This is a genomic window from Pyxidicoccus sp. M15, from assembly GCF_056858435.1.
Genome location: NZ_CM166495.1, coordinates 10,199,062 through 10,225,141 on the forward strand (window position 1 = coordinate 10,199,062; position 26,080 = coordinate 10,225,141).

At 72.9% G+C, this 26,080-nt stretch carries 1 protein-coding gene; it reads right to left on the minus strand.

What is annotated here, in order from left to right; genetic code table 11:
* Complete coding sequence (locus ACX9TP_RS37615) at positions 1 to 25,920, minus strand: non-ribosomal peptide synthase/polyketide synthase (RefSeq protein ID WP_482975485.1); 25,920 nt, start codon at positions 25,918 to 25,920, stop codon at positions 1 to 3.
* Positions 25,921 to 26,080 lie beyond the last annotated feature (160 nt).

Sequence of the window (26,080 nt, forward strand, 5' to 3'; positions counted from 1 at the left end):
CTACCCGGCCTTCTGCAGTCCCTCCCCCGAGCGGGCCCGAGCCAGCAGGGCCCGCAGCCGCGCGGCGAGGTGCTCCACGTGGGGCACGGCCACGAGGCTGAAGTGGTCACCCGGCACCTCGAACACCTCCACCCCGCCCCGCGCGAGCCCGCGCCACCCGAGGTCCTCCTCCTGTCCTGGAGGGCCTTCCGCGGCGCGCAGCAACACCATGGCGCCATCGAGCGGCTGGGGCACGTACCCGCGAGACGCCCGCCGGTTCCGCGCGAACATCGTCCAGAGGGTCCGCAGCTCCGCGCACGCCTCCGCGTCCAGGGCGGAGTCCGCGCCGGGCCGCGCCTCCAGCACCGCCGCCAGCTCCGCCGCGTCCACGTGGTCCAGCACCTCCGCCGCCCTCGGGTGGAGGGCGGAGAGCCGCGTCAGGTGGCTGGCGAACTCCAGCACGACCTCCGCGTCCAGCTCCTCCGCGGGCGCCACATCCACGCCTCTCGCGTCGATGACGACGAGCAGCCCCACTTCGTCTCCCCGCTCCCGGAGCTGCCGCGCCATCTCGTACGCCAGCCGGCCGCCCATGGACCATCCGCCCAGGAGGTACGGGCCTTCCGGCTGCACCTCGCGCACGGCCTCCAGGTAGCGGGTGGCCATCTGCTCCACCGTGTCACCGGAGCCGCCCGTGGGGACCTGCAAGCCATAGAAGGGCTGGTCCGCATCCATCCGCTTCGCCAGCTCCAGGTAGGCCAGCACGCCGCCTCCCACCGGGTGCACGCAGAAGAAGGGCCTCGCGTCGCCGCCCTTCCTCAACGTCACCATCGGCGAGTCCGACGTGGTGCCCGCTTCGATGCGCGCGGCCAGGGCCTCCAATGTCGGCGCCTCGAACAGGTCGATGACGGCGAGCTGCACGTCGAACAGCGAGCGCACGCGCGCCACCACCTGCGTGGCCAGCAGCGAGTGGCCGCCCAGGTCGAAGAAGTCGTCGCGCACGCCCACGCGGGGCACGCCGAGCAGCTCCATCCACAGCCCGGCCACCCGCTGCTCCGTCTCCGTGCGCGGCTCCACGTACTCCGCCTCCGAGCGCTTCCGCGACGGCGCGGGGAGCGCCTTGCGGTCCACCTTCCCGTTCGGCGTCAGGGGCAGCGCCTCCAGCACCACGAAGGCCGAGGGCACCATGTAGTCCGGCAGCCGCGATTCCAGGTGTTCGCGCAGCGCGGGCTCCTCCAGTGTCCGGCCCGGCCTGCCCACCGCGTACGCCACCAGGTGCCTGTCACCGGGCACGTCCTCGCGCGCCACCACCACGCACTCGCTGACGCCCGGGTGCTGCGCGAGCGTGGCCTCCACCTCGCCCGGCTCCACGCGGTAGCCGCGAATCTTCAGCTGGTGGTCCACGCGGCCGAGGAACTCGATGCGCCCGTCCTCCAGCCAGCGCACCCGGTCTCCCGTCCGGTACAGGCGCGCGCCGGCCTCACCGCTGAAGCCGTCCGGCAGGAAGCGCTCCGCCGTCCCGTCCGGCCGGCCCAGGTAGCCGCGGCCCACGCTCTGGCCGCCCACGTACAGCTCCCCTGGCACACCCGGAGGCACCGGCTGCCCGTACCCGTCCAGCACGTACACGCGCACGTTGCCCAGCGGCCGTCCCAGCGGCACCGAGCGAGTCCCCGGCACGCGCTCGCCGCGCTCCACCCGACCCGAGAGCACGCCCACCGTCGTCTCGGTGGGGCCGTAGTGGTTGAACACCTCGCACTCCGGCACCAGCGCGTGGACGCGCTCCACCAGGGACCACTCCGCCCGGTCTCCTCCCAGCACCAGCCGGCGGCGCGGCAGCAGGTCACGCGCGCCCTCGTCCATGAGCAGCGCCTCCAGGTGCGTGGGGACGATCTTCAGTCCCTCCACCCCGTGCTTCCGCCCATAGGCCCACAGCCGTGCAGCGTCGGCCGCCGCCGCCGTCCCCACCAGGTGCACCGCGCCTCCGGCGCACAGCGTGGGGAACAGCGCCGTGTGGCCCAGGTCCGCGGCCAGCGTGGACACGGAAGCGAAGCTCATGCCCTGGGGCAGCTCCAGCCGCCGGCTCACGCCCGCCACGTAGCAGGCGAGCTGCCCGTGCTCGATGCACACGCCCTTGGGCTGCCCCGTGCTCCCCGAGGTGTAGATGATGTACGCCGCGTTGCCGGGCACCACGCCGCTGACCGGCGCCTCTTCCGGCTGCGACTCCAGCAGTCCGTCGTCGGCATCCAGGCTGACCAGGAACTCGCCCTGCGAGGGCAGCTCGTTGGCCAGCGCCTCCTCGGTGACGATGACCTGCACCCGCGCGTCCTGGAGGACGTGCCGCACACGCTCGCGCATGTGCGCGTGCGCCGGGTCCAAGGCCACGTAGGCGCCGCCCGCCTTGAGGATGCCCAGCAGGCCCACCATGGCGTGCGCGCGCCGCTCCACGAACAGGCCCACGCGCGTCTCCGGCTCCACGCCCAGCGCCTTCAGCCAGTGCGCGAGCTGGTTCGCCCGCCGCTCCAGCTCCGCGTAGGTGAGCCGCTCGTCGCCGGCCACCACGGCCACTGCGTCCGGTGTCCGTGCCGCCTGCTCGGAGATGAGGTGGTGGATGCACTGGCGCGCGTAGGGCGCCGCGGTGTCGTTCCACTCCACCAGCACCCGGTGCCGCTCCGCGTCCGACATCAGTGGCAGCGCGGACAGCCGCTGCCGTCCCTCCTCCGCCACCACGGCCTCCAGCACCCGCTGGAAGTGCCGTGACAGGCGCTCCATCGTGGAGGCCTCGAAGAGGTCCGTGCTGTACATCCACGAGCACACCAGCCCCTCGGGCATGGGGCTGACGAGCACCGTCAGGTCCAGCTTGGACGGGGCCGCTTCGGACTCCTTGATGTGCAGCTTCAGGCCGGGCAGCGCCGGCGGCGTCAGCGGCATGTTCTGCAGGACGAACTTCACCTGGAAGAGCGGCGCGTGCGCCAGGCTCCGCTCCGGGTCGAGCGCGCGCACCACCTCCTCGAAGGGCAGGTCCTGGTGCGCGTACGCGGCCAGCGACACGCGCTTCGTCTGCTCCAGCACGTCACGGAAGACGGGGTTGCCCTCCAGCCGCAGGCGCATGACGAGCTGGTTGATGAAGAAGCCGATGAGCCCCTCCGTCTCCCCGTGGTTGCGGTTGGCCACGTCCGTGCCCACCACCACGTCCGTCTGGCCGCTGTAGCGGTGCAGCAGCGACTGGAAGCCCGCCATCAACACCATGAAGAGCGTGGCCCCTTCGCGCCGGGCCAGCGCCTCCAGCTTCTCCGCCAGCGCGGGGCTCAGTGTCGAGACATGCGTCGCGCCCCGGTACGAGCGCGCCGCGGGGCGGGGCCTGTCGGCGGGCAGCTCCAGGACGGCAGGGGCGCCCTCCAGCTGCTGGCGCCAGTACGCGAGCTGCGCCTCCAGCACGTCGCCCTTCAGCCACTCCCGCTGCCAGGCCGCGTAGTCCGCGTACTGCACCGTCAGCTTCGGGAGAGGCGCGGGCCGGCCCTCGCGGTGCGCGGCGTAGAGCGTCCCCACCTCACGCACCAGCACGCCCATGGACCAGCCGTCCGAGGCGATGTGGTGCATGGTCAGCAGCAGGAGGTACTCCTCCTCCTGGAGCCGCAGCAGCGTCGCGCGCACCAGCGGGCCCCGGGACAGGTCGAACGGGCGCAGCGCCTCCTCCGCCTCCAGCCGGCGCGACTCCTGCTCGCGAGCCTCCGCCGGAAGGACGCTCAGGTCCGCGCCCGCCAGCAGCAGCTCGACGTCGGAGACCACCGTCTGCGCGGGCCCCTCGGGCGTGTCGACGAAGACGGTCCGCAGGGCCTCGTGCCGGCGCACCACCTCCTGGAAGGCGTGCTCCAGCGCCGGCACATCCAGCGCGCCCTCGATGCGGAGGGAGATGGGGATGTTGTACGTGGGGCTTCCGGGCTCGAGCTGGTCCAGGAACCACAGCCGCTGCTGCGCGAAGGACAGCGGCATGCGCTCCTGGCGCGGCATCGGCCGGGGGTGTGACGGCTGAAGCCGCGCGCCCCGCTGCGTGAGGGACTCCACGCGCGCCGCCTGCTCCGCGAGCGTGCGCGCCTCGAAGACCGCTTGCAGCGGCAGGTCCACGGAGAAGGCACTCCGGATGCGGGACAGCAGCTGCGTGGCCAGCAGCGAGTGGCCACCCAGCTCGAAGAAGTCGTCGTGGATGCCGACGCGAGGCGTGTGCAGCACCTCCATCCACAGACAGGCGAGCAGCTCCTCCACGGGCGTGCGCGGAGCGACGAAGCGCGCCTCGTCGGAGGCGGGGGCCTCCGGAGCGGGCAGGGCCTTGCGGTCCACCTTGCCGTTGGCGTTGAGGGGCAGCGCCTCCAGCCGGCCCCAGGCGGAGGGCACCATGTAGTCGGGCAGCTTCTTCCCGAGGACGGTGCGCAGCGCGCGGAAGTCCTCCGCCGCCGGGCCCACGACATACGCCACGAGGCGCTTGTCGCCGGGCACGTCCTCGCGCGCCAGGACGACGGCGTCTTCCACGCCGGGCACCTGGCGCAGCGCGGCCTCCACCTCGCCCGGCTCGATGCGGAAGCCCCGCACCTTCACCTGGAAGTCGAAGCGGCCCAGGAACTCCAGCGTGCCGTCCGCGCGCCAGCGGGCCCTGTCACCCGTCCGGTAGAGCCGCTCGCCGGGAATGGTGCAGAACGGATGCGGGACGAACGCGGCGGCCGTGAGGTCCGGGCGGTGGAGGTAGCCCCACGCCAGCCCGTCACCGCCGACATACAGCTCGCCGGGGACGCCCACCGGCACGGGGCGCAGCGAGGCATCCAGGACGTAGGCCGTCGAGTTCCCGAGGGGCCGGCCGATGGGCACCGAGGCCCCCACCCCGTCCCCGCGCCGCAGCGTGTGCGTGGTGGAGAAGGTGGTGTTCTCCGTGGGGCCGTAGCCGTTGACCAGCACCGCGCCCTCGCCCTCCGGCAGGCGCGCGAGGTGCTCGCGCACCGTCTGCGCCGGCAGCACGTCGCCACCGGCGAGCACCTGGGACACACGGGCCAGGGCCTCGCCCTGGTGCCGTGCCATCTGCTCGAACAGGGCCGCGGTCAGCCACAGCGTGGTGACGCGGTGGCGGGTGAGCAGCGCGCCCAGGTCCTCCAGCGACAGCTCGCCGGGCGGAGCCAGCACCAGCCGGGCGCCGTGCAGCAGCGCGCCCCAGACCTCCAGCGTGGACGCGTCGAAGGCGACGGGCGCGAGCTGGAGGAAGACCTGCTCGCTTCCGAAGTGGATGAACGGGTCGGACTTCACCAGTCGCACCACGCCCCGGTGGGGAATGCAGATGCCCTTGGGCTGGCCCGTGCTGCCCGAGGTGAACATGACGTAGGCCAGCGCCTCGCCACCGAAGTCGAGCGCGAGGTCCGTGTCCGGCCAGGTGGAGATGAGCGCGGCCTCCGCATCCACCAGGACGAGCAGGCTGGAGACGGTGGGCAGCGCGTCCGCCAGCGCCTCGCGGGTGACGAGGACGCCGGCATCCGCCTCCTGGAGCAGGAGCGCCGAGCGCTCCGCGGGCAGGCCCGGGTCGATGGGCACGTAGGCGGCGCCCGCCTTGAGGATGCCGAGCAGCGCCACCACCAGGTCGACGGAGCGCTCCAGGCAGACACCCACGCGCGCACCCCGCCGCACGCCGCGTGAGCGCAGATGCCACGAGAGCTGATTCGCCCGCCGCTCCAGCTCCGCGTAGGTGAGCCGGGTGTCTCCCGAGACGAGCGCCACCGCCTCCGGCGTCCGTCCGGCCTGGGCGGAGAACAGCGCGTGGATGCTCGTCCCCACCGGGTGGGACGTCACGCGGGTGCTCCACCGTCCGAGGATGCGCTGCCGCTCCACCTCGGTCATCAGCGAGAGCTGGGACAGGCGCTGGTCGGGCCGGGAGACCGCTTCCTCCAGGAGCACGCCCAGGTGCTCCACCAGCCGGGCCGCCGTGGCCGCGTCATAGAGGTCGGTCCGGTACTCCAGCATTCCGCGCAGCCCGGCCGGCGTCTCGTTGAAGACGAGGGAGAGGTCGAACCGCGAGGATGCGTTGCCCACCTCCAGCTTCTCCATCCGCATCCCGGGCAGCTCCAACTTCGCCTCGGGCATGCTGAGCAGCGCCAGCACCACCTGGAAGTACGGCGTGCGGCCCGGCTGTCTCGGGGGCTGGAGCGCTTCCACCAGCTTCTCGAAGGGCAGGTCCTGGTGCGCGTACGCGCCCAGCGTCACCTCGCGCACGCGGCCGAGCAGCTCGCGGAACGTGAGTTTCTCCTCCAGCCGCGTGCGCAGGACCAGCGTGTTGACGAAGAAGCCGATGAGCCCCTCCGTCTCCGCCTGCGTGCGGCCGGCGATGGGCGCGCCCACGCAGACGTCGTCCTGTCCCGAGTAGCGGGACAGCAGGGCCTGAAGCCCCGCCAGCAGCCCCATGAAGAGCGTGGCGTCCTCGCGCTGGCAGAGCGCCGCCAGCGCCCGCGTCAGCCTCGGCGGCAGGGCGATGGGCAGCGAGGCCCCTGGGCTGTCCGTGTCCGTGGTGCGCGGCCGGTCGGTGGGCAGCTCCAGCGTGGGCGGTGCCCCTTCGAGCTGCTTCTGCCAGTAGTCGAGCTGCGCCTCCAGCACGTCGCCCTGGAGCCAGCCGCGCTGCCACGTCGCGAAGTCCGCGTACTGGATGGGCAGCGGCGGCAGCGGCGACGGCCGGCCGGACACGAAGGCGTCGTACAGCGCGGCCATCTCCCGGATGAGCACCGCAATGGACCAGCCGTCCGTGACGATGTGGTGCATCGTCACCAGCAGCACGTGCCGCTGTGCGGACAGACGCAGCAGCCGCGTGCGCAGCAGCGGGCCGCGAGACAGGTCGAAGGGCCGCCGCGCCTCCTCACGCGCCCGGCTCAGTGCCTCCCCTTCCCGCTCCGCTTCCGGCAGGTGTCCCAGCTCCTCGAGCTCGAAGTGGCAGGCCGCCGCGGGAGCAATGACCTGGACCGCACTCCCCTCGTGGGTGCGGAACGTGGTGCGCAGCGCCTGGTGCCGGCGGACCAGCTCCGTGAAGGCCCGCTCCAGCGCCGCCACGTCGAGCACGCCCTCCAGGCGCAGCGCGGACGGCATGTTGTAGAGCGGCGTGCCCGGCTGGAGCTGGTCGAGGAACCACAGCCGCTGCTGCGCGAACGACAGCTCCGCTTCCACGGTGCGCGGGACAATCACCGGGGCCGACATCCCCCGCGCCTCGGTGGAGGCCTTGCCTTCGAGCCGACGGGCCAGCGCCTCCACGGTGGGCGCCTCGAACAGCTCGCGCAGCGGCACCTCCAGCTTCAGCACGCCGCGCAGGCGCGAGACGACCTGCGTGGCCAGCAGCGAGTGGCCGCCCAGGGCGAAGAAGTTGTCGGTGACTCCCAGGCGCGCAACGCCCAGCACGCTGGCGAAGACGTCCGCCAGCGACTGCTCCAGCGCGCTTCGCGGCGCGATGAAGGGAGCCTCGCCGCGCAGGCTGTCGGCGTCCGGCGCGGGCAGCTGGCGGCGGGAGAGCTTGCCGCTCGGCGTCAGCGGCAGCACGTCCAGCCGCACCAGCGCGGAGGGCACCATGTACTCGGGCAGCCGGCTCCGCAGCGCTTCGCGCAGGGACTCGGGCGCCCAGGTGGCGTCGGGCGGGAGCACCACGTAGCCCACCAGCCGCTTGTCACCGGGCACGTCCTCGCGCACCACGGCGGCGGCGTCGCGCACGCCGGGCGCGTCTCGCAGGGCCGCTTCCACCTCGCCCAGCTCGATGCGGAAGCCGCGCACCTTCACCTGTCCGTCCAGGCGTCCGAGGAACTCGAGGACGCCGTCCGACTTCCACCGGACCCTGTCTCCGGTGCGGTAGAGGCGCGCTCCCGGCTCGGAGGCGTACGGGTCGGGCACGAAGCGCTCGGCGGTCAGCTCGGGACGCCCGGGGTAGCCGTGCGCCAGCTGCTCGCCGCCGATGAACAGCTCTCCCTGCACGCCGACGGCGCAGGGCTGGTCGCTCGCATCCAGCACGTAGAGCCGCGCGGCCGGCAGCGGCGAGCCGATGGGCGGCAGGCGCGGCCAGGAGGCCGGCGCACCGTGCAGCCGGTACGCGCTCGCCGCGTGTGTCTCGGACGGGCCGTACTGGTTCTCCAGCTGGCACCCGGGGAGCCGCTCGAAGAGGGACACCAGCGCGGGCGTCACCTGGAGCTGCTCGCCCGCCGTCAGCACTTCCCGCAGCTGTCGCGGCAACGGCGCGCCCTGGGCCACGGCGTCCGCCAGGGCCTGGAGCGCGACGAACGGAAGGAACAGTCGTTCCACGCCCTGCCGGACCATGAGGCCCAGCAGCGCGGGCATGTCGCGCCGCATCTCGGCCGTGGGCACCACCAGCGTGCCGCCCGCGCACCACGTGGAGAACATCTCCTGGAAGGAGACGTCGAAGCTGAGCGCGGCGAACTGCAACGTCGTGGCGTCGGGCTTCACAGACTGCCCGAGCTGCCACGTCAGCAGGTGGAACAGCGCACGGTGGGACATCGCCACGCCCTTCGGCCGTCCCGTACTCCCGGAGGTGTAGACGACGTAGCAGGCGGACTCGGGCGACACGTCGAGCGCCAGCGCCCCGGAAGGCTGGCCGGCGATGACCGCCGCCTCCGTGTCCAGCAGCACGCGCGCTCCCGCCGGGAGCACCGGGACCAGCCGCTCCTGCGTGACGACCACCGCCACGGCGGAGTCCTCCAGCATGAAGGCCAGCCGCTCCACCGGATAGGCCGGGTCCAGCGGCAGGTAGGCCGCGCCCGTCTTCAGGATGCCGAGCACGCCCACGGCCAGCTCCAGCGAGCGCTCCACGCACAGCCCCACCCGGTCTCCCGGGCGCACGCCCCGCGCGCGCAGGTGGTGCGCGAGCTGATTCGCCCGGCGCTCCAGCTCCGCGTAGAACAGCTGCTCCTCCTCGAAGCGCACGGCCACGGCGTCCGGCGTCCGTGCCACCTGGGCCTCGACGAGTCCGTGCACGCAGGCCGCGCGCGCCGTGTCCACCGCCGTGGCATTCCACTCCACCAGCACCTTGCGGCGCTCGGCCTCGGACAGGAGCGACAGCTCGGACAGGCGGCGCTCGGGGTGGGCCACCGCGTCTTCCAGCAGCGTGCGCAGGTGCTCCATCATCCGCGCGGCCGTCGCGTCTTCGTACAGGTCGGTGCGGTACTCCAGCGCGCCGCGCAGGCCCTCGGGTGTCTCGCTCACCGTGAGGTTGAAGTCGAACTTGGCGGTGCCGCTGTCCAGCTCCATCAGCTTCAGGGTGAGCCCGGGGACGGTCAGCTCCGTCGTGGGCGTGTTGAGCATCACCAGCGCCACCTGGAAGAACGGCGTGCGCTCGGGCTGCCTCGGGGGCTGGAGCGCCTCCACCAGCTTCTCGAAGGGCACGTCCTGGTGCTCGTACGCGCCCAGCGTCACGTCCCGCACGCGGCCGAGCAGCTCGCGGAACGTCGGATTCCCGTCGAGCCGCGTCCGCATCACCAGCGTGTTGACGAAGAAGCCGATGAGCCCCTCCGTCTCCGCCTGCGTGCGGCCGGCGATGGGCGCCCCCACGCAGACATCGTCCTGCCCCGAGTAGCGCGACAGCAGCGCCTGGAGCCCGGCCAGCAGGCCCATGAACAGCGTGGCGCCCTCGCGCTTGGAGAGCGCCGTCAGCGCCTGCGTGAGCTGCCGCGACACCTCCACCCGGAGCCAGGTGCCCGGGTTGCTCGTCTCCGCGGTGCGAGGCCAGTCCGTGGGCAGCTCCAGCGCGGGCGGGGCCCCGTCGAGCTGCTTGCGCCAGTAGTCGAGCTGCGAGTCCAGCACCTCACCCTGGAGCCACTCGCGCTGCCACACCGTGTAGTCCGCGTACTGGATGGGCAGCGACGGCAGCGGCGACGGCTTCCGGGCCAGGGCCGCCTCGTACAGCGCCACCATGTCGTGCGTCAGCACGGCGATGGACCACCCATCCGCGATGATGTGGTGCATCGTCACCAGCAGCAGGTGGTGCTGCTCGGCCAGCCGCAACAGCCGCGTGCGCAGCAGCGGCCCCGCGGTGAGGTCGAAGGGACGGCGCGCCTCCTCGCGCGCCAGCGTCATCGCCTCCTCTTCCCGCTCCGAAGCCGGCAGCCAGGACAGGTCCTCCACCTCCAGCGCCTGGTCCGACGCGGGGGAGATGACCTGGATGGGGCGGTTGTCCCCGGCGGCGAAGGTGGTGCGCAGCACCTCGTGTCGGCGGACCAGCTCGGTGAAGGCCCGCGCCAGGGCCTCCACGTCGAGCACGCCCTCCAGCCGCAGGGCGGCCGGCATGTTGTAGAGCGCGCTGTCGGGCTGGAACTGGTCCAGGAACCACAGCCGCTGCTGGGCGAAGGACAGCTCCACGTCGCCCGTGCCAGCGCGAGGGGCAATCCTCGGCGCGGACGCCCGGCGCGGCCCCGCCGGAATCCGCGCTTCGAGCCGCCGCGCCAGCGACTCCACCGTGGGCGCCTCGAACATCTCCCGTAGCGCCACCTCCACGCCCATGGCGGTGCGCACCCGCGCGACCACCTGCGTGGCCAGCAGCGAGTGCCCACCCAGGGCGAAGAAGTTATCGGTGACGCCGACGTGCGAGAGGTTCAGCACGCGGGCGAAGGCCTCCGCCAGCGCCTGCTCCAGCGGGTTGCGCGGCGCGACGAGGGGCGCCTCGCCTCGCAGGCTCTCCACGTCCGGCGCGGGCAGCAGGCTGCGCACGAGCTTGCCGGTGGGCATCAGCGGCAGCGCGTCCAGCCGCACCAGCGCGGAAGGGAGCATGTACTCGGGCATGCGGCGCGCGAGCGTCTGGCGCAGGGCCTCCGGCTCCCATGCGGTGCCCGGCTGGAGCACCACGTAGGCCACCAGTCGCTTGTCGCCCGGCGTGTCCTCGCGGACCATGGCCGCGGCCTCGCGGACGCCCGGAGCGTCGCGCAGCGCGGCCTCCACCTCGCCCAGCTCGATGCGGAAGCCCCGCACCTTCACCTGCCCGTCCAGCCGGCCGAAGTACTCGAGGACGCCGTCCGCCTTCCAGCGAGCGCGGTCCCCCGTGCGGTAGAGCCGCGCGCCCGGCACTCCGGAGAGCGCGTCCGGGACGAACTTCTCCGCCGTCAGTTCCGGCCGGTCGTGGTAGCCGAGCGCCACCTGCACGCCGCCCACGTACACCTCACCGGGCACGCCGATGGCGCAGGGGCCGCCGTGCACGTCCAGCACATACAGGCGCGTGCCGGGCACCGCGCTGCCCACGGGCGGCAAGAGCGGCCACGTGGACGGCGCTCCCTGAAGCCGGTACGCGCTCACCACGTGCGCTTCCGACGGGCCGTATTGGTTCTCCAGCACGCAGTCCGGCAGCCGCTCGAAGAAGGACACCAGCGCGGGCGTCACCTGGAGCTGCTCGCCCGCCGTCACCACCTCGCACAGGCGCGGAGGGAACTGCTTCGCGTGGGCCACCGCCTCCACCAGCGCGCGGAGCGCGATGAACGGAAGGAACAGTCGTTCCACGTCATGGCGCACCATGAAGTCGAGCAGCGCCGGCATGTCCTGGCGCACCTGCTGCGTGGGCACCGCCAGCGTGCCGCCCACGGACCAGGTGGCGAACATCTCCTGGTAGGACACGTCGAAGTTGAGCGAGGCGAACTGCAGCGTCGTGGCCTTCGCCCTCACGGAGCGCGCGCGCTGCCAGGCCACCACGGTGGACAGCGTGCGGTGCGGCACCGCGATGCCCTTGGGCCGGCCCGTGCTGCCGGACGTATAGATGATGTAGCAGAGGGCGTCCGGCGACAGCGGCCAGTACGGGGCGTCATCCGGCTGGCGGGCGAAGGCCTCCGCCTCCGTGTCCACGCAGACCACGCGCGCCTGCATGCCCCGGGGCAGCGACGGGAGCAGGTGGGACTGCGTGAGCACCAGCGGCGCGCCCGAGTCCTCCAGCATGAAGGCCAGGCGCTCGGTGGGGTACTGCGGGTCCACGGGGACGAAGGCCGCCCCCATCTTCAGGACGGCCAGCACCGACACCACCATCTCCGGCGAGCGCTCCAGGCACAGCGCGACGCGGTCCCCGGTGTGCACCCCCAGGGAGCGCAGGTGCCAGGCAAGCTGGTTGGCGCGGCGCTCCAGCTCCGCGTAGGTGAGCTGGCTGCCGTCGAAGACCACCGCCACCGCGTCGGGCGTCCGCGCGGCCTGGGCGTCGAAGGACTCGTGGACGCAGGGCTCGTCGTTGGAGTCCTCCGCTCTGCCGTTCCACTCCAGCAGCACCTGGTGCCGCTCGGCCTCCGGCATCAGCGCCAGCTCGGACAGGCGCCGCCGCGGGTTGGCCACGGCGTCCTCCAGCAGCGTGCGCAGGTGCTCCATCATCCGCGCGGCCGTTGACTCCTCGAACAAGTCACTGCGGTACTCCAGCACGGTGCTCAGGCCCCGAGGCGTCTCGGTGCAGACCAGCATGAGGTCGAACTTGGAGGTGCCGCTGTCCACGTCCACCGGGCGGAAGGTGAGTCCGCGCGCGGCCAGCTCCGCCGAGGGCGTGTTGAGCAGCACCAGCGTCACCTGGAAGAAGGGCGTGTGACCCGGCTGCCTCGGCGGCTGGAGCACCTCCACCAGCTTCTCGAAGGGCACGTCCTGGTGCGCGTACGCGCCCAGCGTCACCTCGCGCACGCGGCGCAGCACGTCCAGGAAGCTCGGGTCTCCGTCCAGCTGCGTGCGCAGGACGAGGGTGTTCACGAAGAAGCCGATGAGCGCTTCGGTCTGCGGCTGCGTGCGCCCGGCGATGGGCGAGCCCACGCACAGGTCTTCCTGCCCGGTGTAGCGGAACAGCAGCGCCTGGAGCCCCGCCAGCAGCCCCATGAACAGCGTGCCCTTCTCCTGCCGGCACAGCGTGCGCAGGCCCTTCATCAGCTCCAGCGGCAGCAGCACGCGGTGTGATGCGCCGGGGCTGCTCGTGTCCGTGCTGCGCGGCCGGTCGGTGAACAGCTCCAGCGAGGGCGGCGCTCCCGCGAGCCGGCCCTTCCACCAGGCGAGCTGCTCCTCCAGCACCGGCCCCTTGAGCCAGTCACGCTGCCACATCGCATAGTCGGCGTACTGGATGGGCAGCGGCGGCAGCGGCGACGGACGGCCGGCCACGAAGGCCTCGTACAGCGCGACGACCTCGCGGATGAGCACGCCGATGGACCAGCCGTCCGAGACGATGTGGTGCATCGTCACCAGCAACAGGTGCTCCGACTCCGACAGGCGCACCAGCCGTGCGCGCAGCAGGGGCCCCTTGGAGAGGTCGAAGGGGGTGCTGGCCTCCTCACGCGCCAGCTTCAGTCCTTCCGCCTCGCGCTGCTCGGGCGGCAGGTGGCCCAGGTCCACCAGGTCCAGCGTGGACGTCACGCTGTCGGGAGCAAGCACCTGGATGGGCTCACCCTCCCGGGCCTGGAAGGTGGTGTGCAGCGCCTCGTGGCGACGCATCAGTTCGGCGAAGGCGCGTCCGAGCGCGCCCACGTCGAGCGTCCCCTCCAGCCGCATCGCGGAGGGGATGTTGTAGAGCGCGGAGCCCGGCTGGAACTGGTCCAGGAACCACAGCCGCTGCTGCGCGAAGGACAGCGGCAGCGCGCCGTTTCGCGGCACGCGGGGAATCAGCGCGTCCGCTCGCACGGGGGCGGCGACGGTGCTGCCCGGTGCCGTCCCGGGGCGTGCGGCGGGGGTAAGGCCCCCCACGCTCGCAGGGACGGGGAGGCGCTGTGCCGTGCCGGGACGCGCGGAGAGGTCTCCATGCGTGGGAGCGACGGAAGAACCGCTCCGGACCGAGGCAGGGGTGCTCCGACGGATGGCGGGGGCGAGGACCTCCACGGCTCCGTCCGCGCGGTAGCGGGCGGGCGTGCCGGTGCCGAACAACTGGACACCCGTGTCCTCGGGCGACGCGCGCAGCCGTGCGCGCGACACCTCCGGCGCCTTCCAGAAACCCAGCGGCACCGCGGCTCCGCCGAGGAACAGCTCACCCACCACGCCCACGGGGGCGCGGCGGCCCGCGCCGTCCAGGACGACGCGAGGCGCCTGCGTGGCACCCTCGCGGGCTTCCGGGAGCACGGACACGGGGGACACCACGCGCGCGGACGTCGCGGACTTCAGCGCGGCGGCGAGGTCCACGGGGAGCCGCTCCGCGTCGTCGAGCACCAGCGTGCGAACGGGCGCGAGCACCGTGGCCGCATCCGGCATCCCCGCGAGCGTCCGGGCCAGCGCGGCCGTGAGGCGCAGGTGGCTCGGAGTCCCGGTGCGAAGCGTCTCCTCCAGCGACGAAGCCGTGAGGCGCGCGGCCCCGGCACGCTCCAGTTCCTCCCACGAGGACACCGTGCGTGCCTGCCCGCGCTGGCTCTCCTGGCGCAGCACGTCCAGGTGGCGCAGTCCCTCCATCGCCACCTCCTGGCCGAGGCCGAAGTCGACGAGGCAGGCCACCTCGTCCACGTCGCACTGGCGCAATTGCTCCACGCGCGCGGCGAGCGTCTCGGGCGTGCCGAAGAGTCCGCCTGCTTCCAGGTAGCGCGTGACGCCCTGCTCCAGCAGCACGTCCATGTCCGCGGGCGTGAGGCCGCGCACGTCGATGCCCGGCCCCTGGCTGGCCACCAGGCTGTTGAACAGCTCCACCGAGCTGCGGAAGTAGCGGATGAGCGGCTCGCGCGCCTGTCGCTTCACCTCTTCCACGCTGTCGGCCACGAAGGTGTGCAGCATCAACACCACGTGGCCCCGGTCGTGCCCCGCCTTGCGACGGGCCTCGCGGTACAGGGCAATCTTGCGCGACAGCTCCTCGAAGTCCTGGCCCAGGCCCAGCACGTTGGTGAGCAGGCCCGCGCCCAGCTCTCCGGCCAGCCGGAAGGTCTCCGGGTTGAAGGCGGCCGTGAGCCACATGGGCAGCTCGGCCTGCACCGGGCGCGGGCGGATGGAGATGTCCACCTCGGCGCCGTTGCCGTTGGTGCGGCGCACGGTGCCGCCCTTCCACAGCGCGCGCACCTCCTCCACGCCCCGCCGCACGGCCTCGGGACGCTGGTGGAAGTTCTCCGGCGCGAAGACGAAGTCGTTGACGTTCCAGCCCGTCGCGAAGGACACGCCCGCGCGGCCGTTGGAGAGGTTGTCGACGACGGACCACTCCTCCGCCACGCGGATGGGGTCATGCAGTGGCAGCACCACGCTGCCGGCGCGGATGGCGACGCGCTCGGTCACCATGGCCAGCGCCGAGCTGGTGGCGACGGGGCTGGGGTACGGCCCACCGAAGGCGTGGAAGTGCCGCTCGGGTGTCCACACCGCGCTGAAGCCATGGGTGTCCGCGAACTTCGCGCCCTCGATGAGGAGCTGGTAGCGGCCCCGCCCGGACACCTCCGTGTCGTTGGCGAAGTAGAAGAGGCTGAAGTCCAGCGGCCTCCGTGCGCTCTCGGGGCGCGGTGCCACGGCGCGCTCCGCGGCCTTCGAGGGGCACACCACCGTGAGCCCCCGCGTGAGGGCCCACAGCAGCTCCAGGTCGTCTTCGGCGGCGCTGAGCCACGTTTCGCCTGCCTTCGCGTCCACGCGGGAATCCAGCGCGGCGAAGAGGTGGACGAGGTTGCGGTGGCTGAGCATCACCCGCGTGCGCTGCCCCGCCTCGCCTTGCAGTGCCAGGCAGGCCAGCGTGCCCGCCTCCACGGAGGGAAGCGCGGACGCCGGGCGTGGCTCACCAGAAAGGGACAGGCGGAGGACGCGTGCCTCCTCCACGCTCGGAGGGAGGCGGAGCGACTCGGAAGCAATCAGCAGCGGAGTTCCCAGCGCCGACAGCCCGCTGAGCTCCTCGGTCGTGACGGGCGCGAAGGCACCACCGGCGGCCAGCACGGCCCACAGGGCCACGGCGCGCTCGGGAGAGGGCTCCAGGCACACGGCCACCGGGACACCGGGCCCCACGCTCCGGGCGCGCAGCTCCGTCGCCAGGGCGTGCGCCTGCGCACGCAGCTCGCGCCAGCTCAGGCTCCGAGCCCCCGCGCGCAGTGCCACCGCGTCCGGCGCCTGCTCCGCTCGCGCCGACAGCAGCGAGGGAGCGAAGACACTTTCAGCCACGACCGTGGAGGACCGACGCTCCTCGGCCGTGTCCACCAGAGCGCGCTGCGACGCCGCATTGCCCTTCCGGGCATCCGCCGTGGAGGGCTGGCGCTCCTCGGAAGAGCTCTCCAGCGAGAGCTGTGACGACGGATTGCCGCTCTGGACATCGGCCGTGGGGAACCGGCGCTCCTCGGCCTTGGCCTCCAGCGAGAGCTGCGACAGCGGCCGGTCCGGCGAGGCCACCGCGTCCGACAGCAGCGCCTCCAACTGCGCGAGCAGGCGCTCGATGGTGGAGACGTCGAACAGATCGACGGCGTACTCCAGGGTGCCGGAGAAGCCGTGATCGTCCTCGCGCATCAGCAGCGTGAGGTCCGCCAGCGAGGTGCCGTACTGCGCGGGCAACCCGGTGACGTCGAAGTAGCCCAGGCGCAGGCCGGGGAACTCCAGCATGGGCGCGGACACGTCCTGGGTGTGCAGCAGGAAGATGGCGTCGAAGAGGCGGGAGAGCTTCGCCTCCTCGCCCGGCTCCAGCTCTCCCAGCAGCTGCTCGTAGGGCACGTCCGGGTGGGCGAAGGCGGACAGCGTGGTGTCGCGCACGCGCAGCGCCAGCTCGCGGAAGCCCGGGTCTCCCTCCAGGCTCGTGCGCAGGGCCAGCGCGTGGGCCACATAGCCAATCTGCGGCTCCAGCTCGGGCCGCGTGCGGTTGCCGATGGAGGTGCCGACGAGGATGTCCTCCTGCCCCGAGCAGCGGGCCAGCAGGGCCTTGTAGCCCGTCAGCAGCGTCATGTACGGCGTGAGCCCTTCGCGCTGGCTGAACGCCTTCAGCGCCGCGCCCAGCTTCCGGGAGAAGGCGAACGAGTGCCGCGCTCCGCGCCGGCGCGCCCCCTCGACGCGAGGCCTGTCCAACGGCAGCGGGAGCGGCCCGGGCCGCTGCGCGAGCCGCTGGCGCCAGTACGCCTGCTGCGACGCCAGGGTGCCATCCGCGAGCACCCGGCGCTGCCACACCGCGAAGTCCAGGTACTGGACGGACAGCTCCGGCAGCGGCACGGTGACGCCGACCGTGAAGCCCGTGTACAGCGCCACCGCCTCGCGGATGAAGTTCACCAGCGAGAGCGTGTCCGCGACGATGTGGTGGATGGTGACGAGCAGGACGTACTCGGTCTGCGCCAGCCACAGCAGGCGCACCCGCGCCAGCGGGCCCCGGTCGAGCGAGAAGGGCTCCGCCGGCTCCAGCCGCGCGAGGCGCATCGCCTCTGCCTCGCGGTCTCCCGCGAAGTCGCGCAGGTCCATCACGGGGAGCGCGATGCGTACCTCCGACAAGATGCGCGGCACCACTCCAGTCCCCGCCTGCTGGAAGACGGTGCGCAGCGACTCGTGCCGGCGGATGACGCCGTTGAAGGCGCGCTCCAGCTCGGCGACCTGGAGGGCGCCGGAGATGCGGACCGCCAGCGGCTCGTTGAAGATGGAGCTGCCCGGCTCCTGCACCTCCAGCTCCCAGACGCGCGCCTGCACGTAGGACAGGGGCAGCTCGCCCGTGCGAGGCACGGGCTGCATCGCCGTCGCGGCGGCGCTGCTCCCGGGCCGCTCGGCCTGGAGCCGCGTCTCGATGCGCTCGGCCAGGCTGGCCACCGTGGGCGCTTCGAACAAGTCACTGAGGGGAATCTGGACGCGGAACGCCTCGCGCAGCCGCGTGAGGAGCTGCGCGGCCATCAGCGAGTTGCCGCCCAGCTCCAGGAAGTTGTCGTCCAGGCCGATGTCCGCGACGCCCAGCCGCTCGCGCCACAGCTCCACCAGTCGCTGCTCGATGTCGCTCCGGGGCTCCGTCTCCACCGGCGTCGCGGCGGGGCGCTCCACCGTCTCGGCGACGGCGACGGGGGCGGGAAGCTCCGAGGGCAGCACGGGCCGCGCCGCCACGGGGAAGCTGCGCTCCTCGAAGGGGTAGCCCGGCAGGGAGATGCGCCCGCGCTGCTCGTGGGCGTAGAAGCCCTCCCAATCGACGGCCGCGCCGGCACGCCACAGCGCCCCCAGCGACTCGAACAGCGTCCTTCCGTCCGAGGTGGTGGTGCCGCTCTTCGGAAGCGAGGCGACCATCAGCGCATGGCGCTCGGTGCGCAGCCGGATTCGCGCCAGGGAGGAGAGGTGCTGGTCCGGGCCGGCCTCGATGAACCAGCCGCAGCCCCACTTCATCAGCGAGTCCATGCCCGCGGTGAAGCGGACGGGCTCGCGCATCTGCCGGGCCCAGTAGCGCGGCGACATGGCCTCGTCGGCGTGAATCCACGTCCCCGTGAGGCTGGAGACGTACGGGATGGACGGGGCCCTCAGGGTGAGACCGGCCACCACCCGCTCCAGCTCGGGCATCAGCGGCTCCACCGCGCGCGAGTGGAAGGCATGCGCCGCGGACAGGCGCATCACGGCCACGCTGCGGCCGGCGAGCGCGTGCTCCAGGGCCTCCAGCGGCGCCAGCGGGCCGGAGACCACGCAGCGGAACGGCCCATTGAAGGCGGCCAGCTCCAGCTCCGGGGGCAGCTGCGGAATCAGCTCCTCCGAGGACAGCCCCACCGCGAGCATGCCGCCGGGCGGCAGGCGCGACATCAGCTCGCCGCGAACCACGGCGAGCCGCAGCGCGTCCTCCAGGGACAACACGCCGGACAGGCACGCCGCCGTGTACTCACCGAAGCTGTGCCCCAACATCGCGGAGGGACGGAAGCCGAAGACCATCCACATCCGCGCCAGCGCGTACTCCACCGACAGCAGCGCGGGCAGCGCGAAGCGGGGCTGGACGAGCTTCGCTTCCGCGAGCGCCTCCGCGCCCGGCTCGGGGAAGAGCACCGGGCGCAGGTCCTCCTTCAGCCCCGCGCCCGGCAGGAGCGCGAGGCAGGCGTCCAGCTCACGCTGGAAGGCGGGCTCGGACGTGTAGAGCCCCTGCGCCATGCGGACGGACTGCGCGCCCTGTCCGGGGAAGAGGAACGCCACGCGCGCGGAGCGGGCCTCCTCCAGGTCCTCCACCTGGACGACGGTGCCCTTCTTGCGCAGCGTGCGCGCCAGCCCCGCCGTGTCCCGGGCAATCACCGTGCGGCGGAACTCGAAGCCCTTGCGCCCCAGGGCCCGGGTGAAGGCCAGGTCCGCGAGGTCCACCTCCGGATGCGCCTCCACATGGTCCGCGAGCTCGCGCGACATCGCCTCCAGCGCGGAGGCGGTGCGGGCGGACAGCGTGACGAGCTGACGCTCGCGCGTGCTGTCCTTCGCCTTCACGCGCGGCGGCGCCTCTTCCAGCACGAGGTGCGCGTTGGTGCCGCCGATGCCGAAGGAGCTGACGCCCGCCCGCCGCGGCTCCGTGCCCCGCTGCCAGGGGCGCAGGGTGGTGTTGACGAAGAAGGGGCTCTTCTCGAAGTCTATCTCCGGGTTGGGCCGCTCGAAGTGGAGGCTGGGGGGCAGCTCGCCGTGGTGCAGCGCGAGCGCCGTCTTGATGAGGCCGGCGATGCCCGCCGCCGTGTCCAGGTGGCCGATGTTCGTCTTCACCGAGCCGATGGCGCAGAAGCCCGTCCGGTCGGTATGCGTGCGGTAGGCACGGGTCAGCGCGGCAATCTCTATCGGGTCCCCCAGCGGGGTGCCGGTGCCGTGCGCTTCCACGTAGCCGATGCTGGCGGCGTCCACGCCCGCCGCGGACAGCGCCCGGGCAATCACCTCGCGCTGGCCCTGCACGCTGGGCGCCGTGTAGCTGACCTTCGCATCCGCGTCGTTGTTGAGCGCGGAGCCCTTGATGACCGCGTAGACACGGTCCCCGTCGCGCAGCGCCTCGTCGAGCCGCTTGAGCACCACCACGCCCAGGCCGCTGCCCAGGACGGTGCCCCGGGCCCGCGCGTCGAAGGCGCGGCAGTGCCCGTCGGGCGAGAGAATCATTCCCTCCTGGAAGAGGTAGCCGGTGCGCTGCGGCAGCGACACCTTCACCGCGCCGGCCAGCGCCACGTCCGAGTCCCCCATGCGCAGGCTGCGGCAGGCCAGGTGGACGGCGACGAGGCCGGTGGAGCACGCGGTGTAGACGTTGAGGCTCTCACCGCCGAGCTTCAGCTTGTAGGCCGTCTTGGTGGCGGCATTCTCTCCCGTCGTGGTGCCCAGCGCCTCGAACAGCGAGGCCGGGTCCTTCCGCGTCTGGCCGAGCAGCGACAGCATGTGCCCGCCCGACGAGCCCGCGCCGGCATACAGCGAGATGAGCCCCTCGGAGCGCTCCGGGTCATACCCGGCGTCCTCCAGCGCATTCCACGCGCACTGGAGGAAGAGCCGCTGCTGCGGATCCATCCACTGCGCCTCGCGCGGGGACACCTCGAAGAAGCGCGCGTCGAAGCCGTCGGCGCCCTCCAGCACGCCGCCCGCGGGGACGAACTCCGGGTGGCTTCGCAGCGAGTCCGGGAACAGCGGTGATGACTCCAGCTCCTCGGGCGAGAAGCGGGAGATGGACTCCACGCCGCCGCGCAGGTTGCGCCAGAAAGCGTCCAGGTCCTCGGCTCCCGGGAAGCGGCCGGCCATGCCGATGATGGCGATGTCGCCGGAGCCCGAGTCCGTCAAATCCTTGCGCTCGGGTGCCTTCGCGGGGGCGGACTCGGAGCGCTGCTCCCGCTCCAGTCGCGCGGCCAGCCCGTGCACGGTGGGGTGCTCGAAGAAGTGGGTGATGGGGATGTCCTGGCCCAGCACCTCGCGCAGCTGCGAGCTGGCCTTCACCACCAGCAGCGAGCTGCCACCCAGGTCATCGAAGAAGTGGTCGTGCAGCCCGACGTGCGGCACCTGGAGCGCCCGCGCCCAGACCTCGGCGATGCGCCGCTCCAGCTCCGAGTGGGGCTCGGCGGCGGCCGACTCCCGCGCCGGATGCATCGACTCGGGCGACGGCAGCGCCTGGCGGTCCAGCTTGCCGCCCGGGGTGAGCGGCAGCGCGTCCAGCGTCACGAAGGCGGAGGGCACCATCACCTCCGGGAGCCGCTCCTTGAGGAAGCGCCGCAGTGCCGCGGGCTCCAGCGCCTCGTCGGTGACGGCGTACGCCACCAGGCGCTCCTCGCGCGCCACCACGACGGCCTGACGCACGCCGGGGTAATGGGCCAGCGCCGCCTCCACCTCGCCTGGCTCCACGCGCACGCCGCGCACCTTCACCTGCGAGTCACTCCGGCCGAGGAACTCCAGCCGCCCGTCCGCCAGCGGGCGCACCACGTCCCCGGTGCGGTAGAGCCGCGCTCCGGGGGCCGTGGAGAACGGGTCGGGCACGAAGCGCTCGGCGGTGAGCGCGGGGCGGTGCAGGTAGCCCCGGGCCAGTCCCGCGCCGCCCACGTACAGCTCGCCCGGCACGCCCGGAGGCACCGGCGCCATCCGCGCGTCCAGCACGTACACGCGGGCGCCGGCAATGGCCCGGCCGATGGAGGGCCGCGTCGGGTCCACGTCCAGGTCGACGCTGGCGCAGATGGACACCTCGGTGGGACCATACGCGTTGAGCAGGCGGCGGCCGGGCTTCCACCGTGCGGCCAGGGCCGGCGTGCAGGCCTCTCCGACGGAGGCCACGACGGACAAGCCGGGCAGCGCCTCCGGCTCCAGCGGGGCCAGCGAGGTGGGCGTGGCCTGAAGCGTGGTGATGCCGCGCTCCGCGAGCACCTGCTGGAGCGGAGGCCCGGGCAGCAGCGACTCGGCGGGCGCGAGGCACAGCTCCGCGCCGGAGAGCAGCGTGGAGAAGACCTCCGACACCGAGGCGTCGAACCCGATGGCCGCGAGCTGCAACAGGCGCTGACCGGCCCGCAGGCCCAGCGCGTCCCGGAGGGCGCAGGCGGAGTTGCTCAGGCCCCGGTGCGCGAGCAGCGTCCCCTTCGGCATCCCCGTGGAGCCGGAGGTGAAGATGACGTAGGCGAGGTGCGAGGGCGTGATGTCCGGCGCGGGAACCAGTGCCGTCGAAGGCTGGCGCTCCAGCACGGAGCGTTCCGCGTCCATCAGCACCAGCAGCTCGCCCTGCGAGGGCAGCCGGTCGGCCAGCTCCTCGCGGGTGACGAGCACGGGCACGCGGGCCTCGCGCAGCATCAACTCCAGCCGCGCGAGCGGGTAGCCCGTGTCCAGTGGAAGGAAGGCCCCGCCCGCCTTGAGCACTCCGAGCAGCGCCACCACCAGCTCCGGCGTGCGCTCCAGGTGCACGCCCACCACCACGTCGGGGCCGACACCGGAAGCGCGCAGGTGCCAGGCGAGCTGGTTGGCGCGGGCGTCCAGCTCCCGGTACGTCAGCGTCCGGTCTCCCGTGGAGACGGCGGGAGCGTCCGGCGTGCGGCGCGCCTGTCCCTCGAAGAGGAGGTGCGCGTAGGCGTCCGGAATCGCCGGCGCGGTGTGGCTCCACTCCTCCAGCGCACGGCGGCGCTCCGCCTCGGAGAGCAGCGGCAGCTCGGAGATGCGGCGCTGCGGCGCGGCGGCGGCCTCCGTGAGCAGGGCGGAAAGCTGCTCCAGCATGCGACCGACGGTGGCCGCGTCGAAGAGGTCCGTGGCGTACTCGCACAGCAGCTCCAGGCCGCTGGCGGTGTCGGTGACGGACAGGGTGAGGTCGAGCTTGGTGGCGCCCGTGTCTCCCAGCACGCTGTCCAGCGACAGCGCGGGCAGCCGCAGCGGCGCGGGCACGGCGTCCTGGAGCACCAGCTTCACCTGGAACACCGGCGCATGGGCGAGGCTGCGCTCCGGGTTGAGGCCGCGCACCAGCTCGTCGAAGGGCAGGTCCTGGTGCGCCCAGGCGTCCAGCGTCACGGGCCGCAGGCGCGCGAGCAGCTCGCGGAAGCTCGGGTCCCCGGAGAGGTCCCCGCGCAGCGGGAGCTGGTTGACGAACAGGCCGATGAGGTCCGCCGTCTCCGCGCGGCTCCGGTGCGCGGTGTCCACGCCCACCACGACGTCATCCTGCCCGGTGTAGCGGTGCAGCAGTACCTGGAAGCCGGCCAGCAGCGTGACGAACGGGGTGGTGCCCTCGCCCTGGGCCAGCGACTTCACGCGCTCCCACGCGGACGGCTCCATCCGCCGCGACACGTGCGCGCCACGGTAGGACTGCGTCTTCGGACGCGGGCGGTCCGTCGGAAGCTCCAGCAACGGGGGCGCGCCCGCCAGGTGCGTGCGCCACCAGCCGAGGAGGTCTTCGAGCCGCTCGCCGCGCAGCCACTCACGCTGCCACGCCGCGTAGTCGGCGTATTGCAGGGGCAGCTCGGGCAACGCGGGCGTGCGGCCGGAGTGGAAGCCCTCGTAGAGCTCCGCCAGCTCGCGCACCAGCACCCGCATGGACCAGCCGTCCGCGATGATGTGGTGCAGCGTGAGCAGCAGCACGTGCCGCTCATCGTCCTCGCGCAGCAGCACGGCCCGCAGCAGCGGCCCCTGGGCCAGGTCGAACGGACACCGCGCCTCTTCCGCGGAGAGCCGGAGCACCTCCGCCTCGCGAAGCTCCGCGGACAGCGAGCGCAAATCGACCAGCGCGAGCGGCAGGGACAGCGAGTCCCGGATGCGTTGAGCAGGCTCTCCCTGCTCGTCGACGAACACGGTGCGAAGCGCTTCGTGCCGCTGCACCAGCGCCTGGAGGGCGAGCTCCAGCGCCCGCGTGTCCAGCTTCCCGTCCAGCCGCGAGACGACGGGCACGTTGTAGAAGGCGCTGGCCGGCTCCAGCCGGTCGAGGAACCAGAGCCGCTGCTGGGCGAAGGACAGCGGCAGGGCCCCCGTGCGTGGCGCGCGGGGAATGGGCGGGAGCAGCCCCGCCGCCGAGCGCCGCGCGGCGAGCTCCCGCGTCAGCTCCGACGCGCTCGCGCCGCTCAGCAGCAGCTCCACGGGCAGCGCGATGCCCAGGTCCTTCTCCAGGGCGTGCGCCAGCTCCACCGCGGCCAGGGAGTCCAGGCCGTAGCGGGTGAGCGGCGCCTCCGCATCCACCGTCCCCACGCGAGCGCCCAGGCGGGTCGCCACGCGCGCCAGGACTCGCGCCAGCAGCGCTTCCTGCGCGTCAGCAGAGGCCGGGGCCGGCGGATTCGCGCGTGTCCCCGCGACCGGCGCGGCTTCGGCTGTCCCGACCGGGGCAGCAGTCGGCGGGGCCGCGGGACTCGCACCGAGCAGGTCGACCGGAACGTTCCGCACGGTGTCGGGCTCATCGGGGGGCGCCTCGCGCGCCTCGGACACCTCGCTCGCGGCCTCCTCCGAAGCCACGGCACGCGGAGGCGCCTCACCAAGCGCCACGCTCCACGCGTACACCTCGCGCAGCTCCCCAGCGAGGAAGGCGGCCCGGCACGCGCGCCGCTGCACCTTGCCGCTGGACGTCTTGGGCAGACTGCCGGGCTCGATGAGCGCCAGCGCGTGCGGCAGCACCTCGTGCGTCTCCGCCAGTCGCTGCCGGATGGAGCCCGCCACGTCCTCCAGCGACCCCGTCACCTTGCGCGCGTCCACCTCCTGCACCACCACCAGCCGCTCTTCACCGTCCACCTCGATGCTGAAGGTGGCTCCGCACCCGGGCCGCAGCGCCGGGTGGCTGCGCTCCACCGTCAGCTCCAGGTCGTGCGGATAGAGGTTCCGGCCCCGGAGGATGAGCAGCTCCTTGCGCCGTCCCGTGACGTACAGCTCGCCCTCGTCGAGGAAGCCCAGGTCTCCGGTGCGGAGGAAGGGCCCCTCGCCCTTGTTGGTCCGTGCCGCGAAGACGCTCTGCGACTCGAACGGCCGCTGCCAGTAGCCTCCCGCCACGCTGGGCCCGCTCACCCAGATTTCGCCCACCTCCCCCTCCGCGCACAGGCGCTGCAGGTCGGGGTCCACCACGAGGACGCGCTGCCCCGGCAGCGAGCCGCCGCAGCCCACCAGCGTCCGGGCCTCGCCCCTCGGCGGCTCCGCGCGGCCCTTCTCCAGGGCGGCGGTGTCCACCTCGCGCAGCCGGGGCGGCGCATCCTTCGCACCACCGGAGACGATGAGCGTGGCCTCGGCCAGCCCGTAGCAGGGATAGAAGGCCTCGCGCCGGAAGCCCCAGGGCCCGAAAGCCTCGGTGAAGCGCTCCAGCGTCTCGGCGCGGATGGGCTCCGCGCCGCAGAAGGCCACCTCCCAGCGGCTCAGGTCGAGCCCCGCGCGCTCGGCGGGAGGAATGCGGCGCACGCACAATTCGAAAGCGAAGTTGGGACCGCCGCTGATGGTGCCGCCAAACCGCGTCAGCGTCTCCAGCCAGAAGCGCGGCCGCTTGAGGAACTCCAGCGGCGACATCAGCGCGGTGTGGAAGCCCTGGTACAGCGGCACCAGGATGCCGCCGATGAGCCCCATGTCATGGTAGGGCGGCAGCCAGATGACGCCCACGCTGTCATCACGCGTACCGAACGCGCCGCGAATCAGCTCCAGGTTGCTCAGCAGGTTGGCGTGGCTGAGCACCACGCCCTTCGGTGAGCCGGTGGAGCCGGACGTGTACTGGAGGAAGGCCAGCGAGTCCGCCTTCACCTCCGGCCTGCGCCACGCCGACTCGCTCCCCTCCTCCAGCGTGTCCGTGGCCACCCAGCGCAGCGACTTCAAGTCCGGCGCGCTCTCGAAGAGCACCTCCACCATGGAAGCGATGAAGGAGGTGGTGAGCACCACCGTGGCGCGCGAGTCGTCGATGATGGCGCGCAGCCGGGGAAGCGTGCGCTCGAGCCGCGCCGGGTCCGGCGGGTAGGCGGGCACGGCCACCAGCCCGGAGAAGAGGCAGCCGAAGAAGCCCGCGAGGTACTCCGCGCCGGGCGGGTACAGCAGCACCGCGCGCTCCCCCGCGGGCGCCAGCGCCTGCAGGGCCGCGCCGATGCGCCGGGCCTGCGTGTACAGCGCGCCGCGCGTCAGCGAGGTGCCCTCTCCGGCCCCATCCTCCAGGAACGTGTAGAGGGTGTGCTCGGCGCGCGTGAGGCTTCGCTCTTCCAGGAGGTCGATGAGGGAACGGGGCGCGTGCATGGTCGATGGCGTGGGCAGGGAAAACTCCGGACCTTCCGCCCCTGCCAGAAGGTCGAGAATACGCCACAATGGGGCCAGCACCGCGAACCTGGCGGCCTGTCACCCGCCGTGAAGTCCGGCGGACGGCCCGCCCGTGGGCGGAGTCGGCTTCACTCGAGCA